At 51.1% G+C, this 3,265-nt stretch carries 2 protein-coding genes and 2 pseudogenes; 1 reads left to right on the top strand and 3 read right to left on the bottom strand.

Annotated features, from left to right (window positions below):
* Positions 1 to 690 (bottom strand): annotated as a pseudogene (locus CCC_RS21580) (transposase); the annotation flags it as partial.
* A gap of 184 nt (positions 691 to 874) precedes the next feature.
* On the opposite strand from CCC_RS21580, the gene CCC_RS01705 reads away from it, so the two are divergent.
* Positions 875 to 1,384 carry a bacteriohemerythrin gene (locus tag CCC_RS01705; RefSeq protein WP_236686269.1) on the top strand — a complete coding sequence of 170 codons (510 nt, stop codon included), beginning with the start codon at positions 875 to 877 and terminating at the stop codon, positions 1,382 to 1,384.
* A gap of 30 nt (positions 1,385 to 1,414) precedes the next feature.
* On the opposite strand, the gene CCC_RS22670 is transcribed toward CCC_RS01705, so the two are convergent.
* Both CCC_RS22670 and CCC_RS01695 read right to left on the bottom strand, forming a co-directional pair.
* Positions 1,415 to 2,980, bottom strand: coding sequence for a hemerythrin family protein (locus tag CCC_RS22670; RefSeq protein WP_236686268.1), 1,566 nt, complete (start codon positions 2,978 to 2,980; stop codon positions 1,415 to 1,417).
* Positions 2,981 to 3,139: 159 nt separating this feature from the next.
* Positions 3,140 to 3,265: pseudogene (locus tag CCC_RS01695) on the bottom strand (IS5/IS1182 family transposase); the annotation flags it as partial.

The following is a 3,265-nucleotide window of genomic DNA, read 5'->3' as shown; positions in this document are numbered from 1 at the left end:
CGAGCACGTTGAGCAGCCTGAAGGCCCTCCCGTCCTCCAGCCGGTCAGCCATGAAATCCATGGACCACACCTGGTTGGGGACATCGGGCACCGTCAGTTCCTCGGGCTTGTCGCGCTTGAGCCGCTTGCGGGGTTTGATGCGCAGGTTCAATTCCAACTCCCGATAGATCCGGTAGACCCGCTTGTGGTTCCAGCCATGGCCCCGGACGTTGCGCAGGTACAAGAAGCACAGCCCGAAGCCCCACGTCCTGCGGGACGTTGTCAGTCCGACCAACAGATCGGCGATCTCCTCGTTCTCGGGGCGGAGCTTGGGACTGTAGCGATAGCACGTCTCGCTCAGCCCGAAGGTCCGGCATGCCAAAGCAATGCTGATGCCCCGTCGCGCCACCGCTGTCTCGGCCATCTCCCGGCGCTGGGATGGCCGGCTCATTTTTTTCCCAGGGCCTCACGCAGCAGCTCGTTTTGCAGGCTGAGCTCGGCGAACATCTTCTTCAGCCGCCGGTTCTCATCCTCAAGGCCCTTCATCTCCGAGATCATGGACGCGTCCATGCCTCCGTACTTGGCCCGCCATTTGTAAAAGGTCGCGCTGCTCATCTGGTGCTCGCGGCACAGGTTCAGCACCGGAATGCCGTCCTCCGCCTGGCGCAGGATCGCCATGATCTGGGCATCCGTAAATCGGCTCTTCTTCATTCGAATCTCCTCGTTCCGTGAACCGAGAAAATTCTACGTTCCGATCCCTCTATTTCCAGGGGGGATTACCTCACCGTGTTTGTCAGGAAGCCCGTCTCACTTCGCTCACTTTCCGCCGGAATTGCTGAAGCCCTGACCAAAACACCTCAGAAGGTGCTGGCGTAGCCCCCTTTTAAGAAGGGAAGTGACGGGAATAGACTGTAGGCTGGTGGATGCCGCAGGAAATGTCGGCTTGATCGGCAGCGAGGACGATATGCTCAAGCTCACGCAAGACATGATGATCGGGCACCCGATTATTGATGTCGACCACAAGAAGCTTATTAGCATAATAAATCAATTTCTGGTAACTGCGAAAATATCCGAAACCTTAGAAGGGGAAGTTGATGGGCAAAATGAAGCTGCGATGCATGTTACGCTGAAGCAGCTAATTGTCTATACACACGAACACTTTGAGAGAGAAGAAAAAATACAAAGAGAGTGCGTGTATCCATATTTCGACATGCACGCCAGAGAGCACCGCGTTTTGAAGGCTCAACTTGAGGAAATGGCGTCATCCTATTTCATCACAAAGTCGAGGAAGGTAAACCGTCAATCCCTTAACGAAATGGGCGAATTCTTAAGGATGTGGCTGTTTAATCATATTATGAAGTTTGACATGAACTACAGAGACTGGGTTTGCCCAAAGGGCAATTAGGGCGTCTCGAAGGCTGGCGTTGCTGTTTCGCTATTTTTCGACAATATCAAAGTCCTGCAAAGACGCGGCTGATCCGAGTTCCATTTCCAAGATTTTCCCGGCCAACTCATTTGCCTCGATGGCTGCGGATTTTGCGGTGGAACTCATAGCGTCCAATCCACCGATTACCGCAGCCAAGCTTGCCACCCGGCCCATTTGTCGCCGCAAGATATCCCCGACTCCAAGGGGAATGCCCTGCTTGCCGGACAAAATATCACCGCATAGCCGTATAATTCTTTTTGCAGCCGTCTCGGCCAGAGAATCTGCACTTTTTGTCAGTGCGTGCCGAATCTCGCCCAGTCGTTTAAGTTGAAAATTAGAGCATCCGCTCACCTGCACACGAGAATCCGCAAGCTCCATAAGATTGATCAATCTCTCTGTTGATTTCGAAATATCATGCATAATTGATTTTTTATGACGCTCATCTGCCGTCGAACTTGTTTGGAGGTTTACGTTCATAATTTTTGCGGCTAATTCATACGCATTTTCAATCACGATGCCAGTTTGCTTGTGTACAGTCTCGCCGCCAATGCCATCATCATATTCGCCATTCAATTTGGCGATCATGATGCGGTCAATGCTAACAATATGCGTGACGAGCCAATTATATATTAAAAAGAAAAGCTTCTCACTTCCGCCGCCGTTATGAAGTTCATCACGATTGATTCCATCAAGCTTCTCTACAAAGCCAGCATGAATTCGCTTATGCTTGTCTCTTTCATCATAATCAAAGGAGTCCATGAGAGACTCCTCGTGCTTAAAGTGCATTTTTACATAATCTGAAAGACCAACAAGAACGTCATCGAGCGCCTTGATTTCATATTCGGCACTTGAGGTTGTCCCAAGTATTTTCAGAAAATCGATGATTTTCCGGTGTTGATCATCGATGTCATCCCGCCCAGTGGCAATCGCCGTAGACCATCCGATTTCAGCCTTCATATCGACCGAAGATGTAGGGGCTATGGCCTCGCGGGGCTTATCTCGCAACTTGACCTGTCGCAGATCTGCGGACGGGGCAATCACAGGGGAGCCTTCATGACGGCGGGTCAGGGCATCATCCGCCCGCCTAAACGGCCCCTTGTAGCCTTTCATGATGGCAGAGCGTCTATCCGGCCCATGAAAGCTCGGACAGGAAATAAAAGCCTTCTGCGTGGTCATCGCAGCCGTGATCGCCATTTGCAACAAGTGGCGGGTTATGGGAAGGGTGAGCGAAGCGGATATCCCCGCGTCTCTTGCCGCGATTAGCTCATCGGCGGTCCACTGGTTATCCAGGGCGATTATGGGAAGGGATTGAGGGGGTTGCCCTTCCCCCCAACGGACATGCTTCAAAACCTTCAGATGCCCAGTTCCACCAAGCTTATCGCACAGGATGATATTTATGTTTGATGCGTTTCCATGCTCAAGGTGCAGCATCGTGTGGCTGATGTCTTTGGTTTCTTCCTGAACTACAAAGCCACACTCACGCATAACGGAAACGATAAGCCTTCTGGTCGCAGTATTTTCAATGGCGACGAGTGCATTAACATCTACTGAGGATGATGATCCTAAGATTGTCATTATTATCTATTCCAGTCGCATTTAAATACTTCAGCGTGACGCATAGCTTTCAGACACCTTCTTGCCAGATGCCGAAAGTTCCTCCACATCAGCGTAGGTGATTTTTTCTACCCGATCCTTCAATTCTCGACATCTATCTAGGCTGTAGTGACAATTTAGTCATTTGAGCCAGAACATGATGCTGGCGAGTTTGACGAAGCCCAGGAAGTTGGCGGCGAGTTTGTCATAACGCGTGGCAATCCGCCGCCATTGCTTGAGCCTGGCGAAGAAGCCTTCGATCCCCCA

Origin of the sequence: Paramagnetospirillum magnetotacticum MS-1, assembly GCF_000829825.1 — a bacterium.
GTDB lineage: Bacteria > Pseudomonadota > Alphaproteobacteria > Rhodospirillales > Magnetospirillaceae > Phaeospirillum > Phaeospirillum magnetotacticum.
Note: the sequence above shows the minus strand (reverse complement) of the source record. Positions and strands in the feature narration are given on the sequence as shown.

What these genes read in the sequence shown, in the direction of transcription:
- CCC_RS22670 (WP_236686268.1), bottom strand. Translation starts at nt 2,980, where the DNA reads ATGACAATCTTAGGATCATCATCCTCAGTAGATGTTAATGCACTCGTC.